This is a genomic window from Erwinia sp. (assembly GCF_031978025.1).
Lineage (GTDB): Bacteria > Pseudomonadota > Gammaproteobacteria > Enterobacterales > Enterobacteriaceae > Erwinia.
Genome location: NZ_DALZCD010000276.1, coordinates 1 through 5,661, shown reverse-complemented (window position 1 = coordinate 5,661; position 5,661 = coordinate 1). Strand labels below are relative to the sequence as shown.

Here is a 5,661-nt window from a genome sequence, read left to right as displayed (position 1 = left end):
ATGGCTGGCGGCGTTTTTACTTTCCCACTGGTTGTCGATCAGACAGCCTGCGGTCAGGTTGTTGCGCCGCGCGCTGATATTGATATTGTCGCGAACGGAATGCACCGCAATGATGCCGTCCGCCTTGCGATCTTCCGGACAAAGCAGGATGCCGGCGCGGATAGCGTCAGACGGTTCACGAATAGTCAGCGATTTGCCATCAAGCTGCACTTCGCCGCTGCTGATGCGCGTGCCGCCAAACAGCCCTTTCAGCAACTCGCTGCGACCGGCACCCACCAGGCCAAACAACCCGACGATTTCACCTGCGCGTACCTCCAGCGAGATCGGCGTACGCACCCCTTTGGCCTGCACATTTTCCAGCTTGAGGCGCACCTCGCCAGTTTTACGCGGCGTGTAGCCATAAATATCCCCAATCTCGCGACCGACCATGGCCTGCACCAGCTCATCGTGGCTGGTAGCAGCGACATCCTGAAAAGTACGTACATAGCGCCCGTCTTTAAAGACGGTAATCGCGTCGCTGAGCGCAAAAATCTCTTCCATACGGTGCGACACATAAAGCACGACTTTGCCCTCGTCGCGCAGCTGCCGGATCACCCGGAACAGATGCTCGATTTCACGGGCGGAGAGCGAACTGGTTGGCTCGTCAAAGGCGATGACTTTGGCGTTTCTCGCCAGCGCCTTGGCAATTTCCACCATCTGCCACTGGCCAAGCGACAGCGATTTCAGCGGCGTATCAGGATCGATATCCATCCCTAAATTTTTAAGCTGCAGTCCGGCTTCGTAACGCAGCAGCGAACGATTAACAAAGCCCGCGCGATGCGGCAGCTGACCAAGATAGATGTTCTCCGCCACCGACATTTCCGGCACCAGATGCAGTTCCTGATAGATAATTGCCACGCCTGCGTTAAGCGCGTCGAGCGTATTGGTAAAATTGACCGGCTGGCCTTTCAGGCGGATTTCGCCACTGGTTGGCTGATAGCTGCCGCTCAGGATTTTCAGCAGCGTCGATTTGCCCGCGCCGTTTTCACCCATCAGGGCGTGCACCTGGCCTGCCGCACAGTCGAAACTGATATCCGTCAGCGCTTTGACGCCCGGAAAGGTTTTGCCAATATTGTGAAAGCTCAGATACGGGGATGGCATGGTCATTCCTCGCTATAAGGGTTCCGGGGGCCGCTATGCGGCCCCCGTCCGATTACATCAGGCCTTTTTTAGCCAGTTCGGTTTTAAAGTTTTCACGGGTAATCAGCACCACGTCGGTGACTTCGGTAAACTTCGGCGGCTCGGCGTCTTTCGTTACCCAATCATGAAGCATCTGGATACTTTTATAGCCGTGTACGTCCGGGCTTGGCAGCAGCGAACCGAAGAAGCCGGTCGCCTTACCTTTGGAGAGTTCGCTTATCGCGTCCACGCCGTTAATGCCGATACCGATCACATCCGGTGCTTTAAAGCCCTGGCCTTCGGTAGCGCGCACGCCGCCCAGCACGGTGTTATCGTTCATGCCGACAATCAACCAGTGTTTCACTTCCGGGTGCTGCACCAGCAGCGAGTTACCGGCGTCAAAAGCGCCAGGGATATCGTTGGACTTGGTAGGAACTTTATAAATCTGCGCGACCGGGAAACCTTCCGCCTTCAGGGCATCCAGCGACCCGCTGGTGCGGCGACGCGCCGTGTCCAGCTCGTCTGCCGTAATCGCCATTACGCCTGTTTCTTTTGCGTCCCAGCCGCGTTTTTTCATCTCTTTATAGAGTTCCTGGCCCTGACGTTCGCCGATTTTGGTCGCGGCCATCATCACCAGCGGCACCGTATCCATCGGCTTGCCTTTTGCCGTGACGAACTGATCGTCCACGGCGATGACTTTTAAATCGTAACTGCGCGCCTTCGCCACAATGGCGGAGCCAAGTTTGGGATCCGGCGTACAGATAACGAAGCCTTTCGCACCGCTTGCGGCCAGGCTGTCGATAGCGTTAAGGGTTTTTTCCCCGTCGGGCACGGCGATTTTAATGACTTCAAAGCCCAGATCTTTGCCCGCCTTGTCGGCGAACTTCCATTCGGTCTGAAACCAGGGCTCTTCCGGCTGTTTAACTAAAAATCCCAGTTTCATGGTGTCAGCGATAGCTGAATGTGACATAACGGCGGCGAGGCCAGCGATGGCTAACGCCTGAGTAAATTTGTGCATGAGGCTCTCCGGCTCAGTGCCCGCTTTTGGCGGTTTAATGTAAACGGTATCAATTCAGTCCTGGAACGTTGAAACGCCAGCGTATTCGGCATTACCGCATAAAACACACGCCGATAAGCGCTAGTTGTAATGGTAAAGATGCCTGGAAAGGGAGAGCGCTATCACACCCTGAGCTTTTAGCTGATTGATCCATATATTTAGCAAAATTAACGCAAACCAAAGATTTGAAGTGGGTCACAAAACGCTGCGCGACGACAGAAAAGTGCATATTTGCAGCGGCCCTCAGCCTATCCGCCTGCCGCGCGATTTCTTAGGGTAGTCATATCGTATTCATTGACCGCCCGGAGAGAAAAATGCAGTTGGACGCCATTACAATCGGTCTGGACTTTGGTAGTGATTCCGTACGCGCGCTGGCAGTAGAGTGTGTAAGCGGTAAAGAGCTGCAAACCGGAGTCGTCGCCTATCCGCGCTGGCAGGCAGGTCTTTACAGTCAGAGCCGCATCAATCAGTTTCGTCACCATCCGCAGGACTATATTGATGCCTTTGAACAGGCCATTCGTGACGTTGTCACTAAGTTAACCCCTGACCAGCGCCAGAATATTGTCGGCATCGGCGTTGATTCCACCGGCTCCACCCCGGCCCCCATCGATCGCGATGGCAACGTGCTGGCACTCCGCCCCGAGTTTGCCGAAAACCCTAACGCTATGTTTGTGTTGTGGAAAGACCACACGGCCATTAAGGAAGCGGAAGAAATTACCGCGCTGTGCCACAGTGGACAGTTCGAAGACTACGCGCGCTTTATTGGCGGCACCTACTCTTCGGAGTGGTTCTGGGCAAAAATCCTGCACGTCAGCCGGGAAGACAAAGCGGTGCGCGAAGCGGCGGTAGCCTGGGTGGAACTGTGCGACTGGGTACCGGCCCTGCTCAGCGGCACGAGCGCGCCGGAGGCCATCCGCCGTGGGCGCTGCGCCGCCGGTCACAAATCGCTGTGGCATCCTGCCTGGGGCGGGTTACCGGGCGCGGACTTCTTTAATGCGCTCGATCCCCTGCTGACGGAGCATCTGGATACTCCGATGTTTAGCGAAACCTGGACCGCTGAAGTACCCGTGGGTCAGATTACGGCGGAATGGGCAACGCGGCTTGGTGTGCCGGCTGGCGTCATGATTTCTGGCGGCGAGTTCGACTGTCATATGGGTGCCGTCGGCGCGGGCGCCACGCCTTATACGCTGGTGAAAGTGATTGGCACCTCAACCTGCGACATTCTGATCGCCGATGTGGAACGCGTTGGCGACCGCGCCATTGATGGCATCTGCGGCCAGGTTAACGGCAGCGTGGTGCCGAATATGATTGGGCTGGAAGCGGGCCAGTCGGCGTTTGGCGATATGTACGCCTGGTTCAGCCGCCTGCTCAGCTGGCCACTCGTTCAGGCCGCTGAAAAACATCCGCATCTTCAGGCCGAGCTGGCACAGGTACAGAAAAATCTGCTCAACGAGTTAACCCAGGCCTGGGCCGCCGATCCTCAGCTGGACCATCTGCCGGTAGTGCTGGACTGGTTCAACGGCCGCCGTACACCCTTCGCCAATCAGCGCCTGAAAGGCGTGATTACCGATCTCAATCTGGGGACCGATGCGGCCACGCTGTTTGGCGGTTTTATCGCCGCGACCGCCTTCGGTGCACGCGCCATTATGGAATGCTTTGAACGCCAGGATATTCCGGTAGAAAACATTCTCACGCTTGGCGGTATCGCCCGAAAATCCCCGGCCATTATGCAGGTCTGCTGCGACGTCATGAACCGACCGCTTGATATCGTCGCCTCGGACGAATGCTGCGCGCTGGGCGCGGCGATTTTTGCCGCCGTGGCTGCCGGTGTCTACCCGGACGTGCCTGCGGCCCAGCAAAAAATGGCCAGTCCCATTGCGACTACGCTGCAACCCGACGCCAGCCGCGTCGACCGCTATCAGCAGCTTTATCAGCGTTACCTTCAATGGTGCGACGTGGCCGAACCCCTGTTCGCCCCGCGCCAGCTCAATAGTTAAGGAGAAAGTATGGCTCAGCTTAATGCACTCAGCGTCTGGTTTGTTATTGGTACACAGCACCTTTACGGCAGTGAGACGCTGCGTCAGGTGGAGCATCATGCTCAGCAGGTAGTGGACGGGCTTAACCGCGACGGCAACCTGCCGTTTCGCCTGCAGCTCAAGCCGCTGGTGAAAAGCCCAGACGAGGCGCTGGCGCTTTGTCGCGAGGCAAACTACGCCGATGACTGTTTAGGCATCATTACCTGGCTGCACACCTTTTCGCCCGCCAAAATGTGGATTGGTGGCCTGTCGGTGCTGAACAAGCCGCTGCTGCAGTTCCATACCCAGTTTAACGCGGAGATCCCGTGGGACAGTATGGATATGGACTTTATGAACCTGAACCAGACCGCGCACGGTGGCCGCGAGTTCGGCTTTATCGGCGCGCGCATGCGTCTGCCGCACAGCGTGATCACCGGTCACTGGCAGGATAAAACCGCACAGGAACGCATCGGCAAATGGATGCGTGCCGCTGCTGCTAAGCAGGCCAGCGCGCAGCTTAAGGTGGCACGCTTTGGCGACAATATGCGCGAAGTGGCGGTAACGGAAGGCGATAAGGTCGCGGCGCAGATCCAGTTTGGCTACTCGGTAAACGGCTGGGGCGTAGGTGATCTGGTAGAGGTGATTAACGGTGTTAGCGATGGCGACGTGAATGCGCTGATTGACGAATACGAAAGCCTGTATGACTTTACGCCAGCGGCCGCGGCTAACGGCGAGAAGCGACAGAATGTGCTGGATGCGGCGCGTATTGAACTGGGGATCAAAAGCTTCCTGCAGACCGAAGGCTGCATGGCGTTCACCACCAATTTCCAGACGCTGCACGGCATGACCCAGCTGCCGGGCCTGGCGGTACAGCGCCTGATGGCTCAGGGCTACGGTTTTGCAGGCGAAGGCGACTGGAAAACCGCCGCGCTGCTGCACATTTTTAAAGTGATGGCGACCGGCCTGCCTGGCGGCACCTCCTTTATGGAGGATTACACCTATCACTTCTCGCCGGGCAACGAGCTGGTGCTGGGATCGCATATGCTGGAGGTCTGCCCATCCATTGCCAAAGAAGCGCGTCCTCTGATTGACGTGCAGTATCTGGGTATTGGCGGTAAGGCCGATCCGGCCCGTATGATTTTCTCCACGCCGGCCGGCCGCGCGGTTAACGCCAGCGTCATCGATATGGGCGACCGTTTTCGCCTGCTGGTTAACGTAGTCGATGCCGTGGAACAGCCAAAGCCGCTGCCTAAACTGCCGGTGGCACGTGCACTGTGGCGTGCGCAGCCTTCGCTGGCGACAGCCTCGGAGACCTGGATCCTTGGCGGCGGTGCACACCATACGGTGTTCAGCCAGGCGCTGACGGTAGAAGATATGCGCCAGTACGGCGAGATGCACGGTATGGAGGTGCTGGTGATTGACGAAGAAACC

General features: G+C 57.4%; 4 protein-coding genes. 2 read left to right on the top strand and 2 right to left on the bottom strand.

Annotated features, from left to right (window positions below):
- Positions 1–1,146: ATP-binding cassette domain-containing protein (locus tag RTK32_RS18070; protein WP_312046417.1), on the bottom strand; the 1,146-nt coding region annotated here is incomplete at its 3' end.
- 46 nt (positions 1,147–1,192) lie between these two features.
- Positions 1,193–2,176: an arabinose ABC transporter substrate-binding protein gene (locus RTK32_RS18065; protein WP_312046415.1), complete on the bottom strand. Its 984-nt coding sequence runs from the start codon at positions 2,174–2,176 to the stop codon at positions 1,193–1,195.
- A gap of 353 nt (positions 2,177–2,529) precedes the next feature.
- Here RTK32_RS18065 and RTK32_RS18060 point away from each other — a divergent pair, with 353 nt between their 5' ends.
- Positions 2,530–4,212, top strand: a complete 1,683-nt coding sequence (locus RTK32_RS18060) for a ribulokinase (RefSeq protein ID WP_312046413.1) — start codon at positions 2,530–2,532, stop codon at positions 4,210–4,212.
- A 9-nt stretch (positions 4,213–4,221) separates the two neighbouring features.
- A partial coding sequence (gene araA, locus RTK32_RS18055) for an L-arabinose isomerase (RefSeq protein ID WP_312046411.1) occupies positions 4,222–5,661 on the top strand: 1,440 nt, incomplete at its 3' end.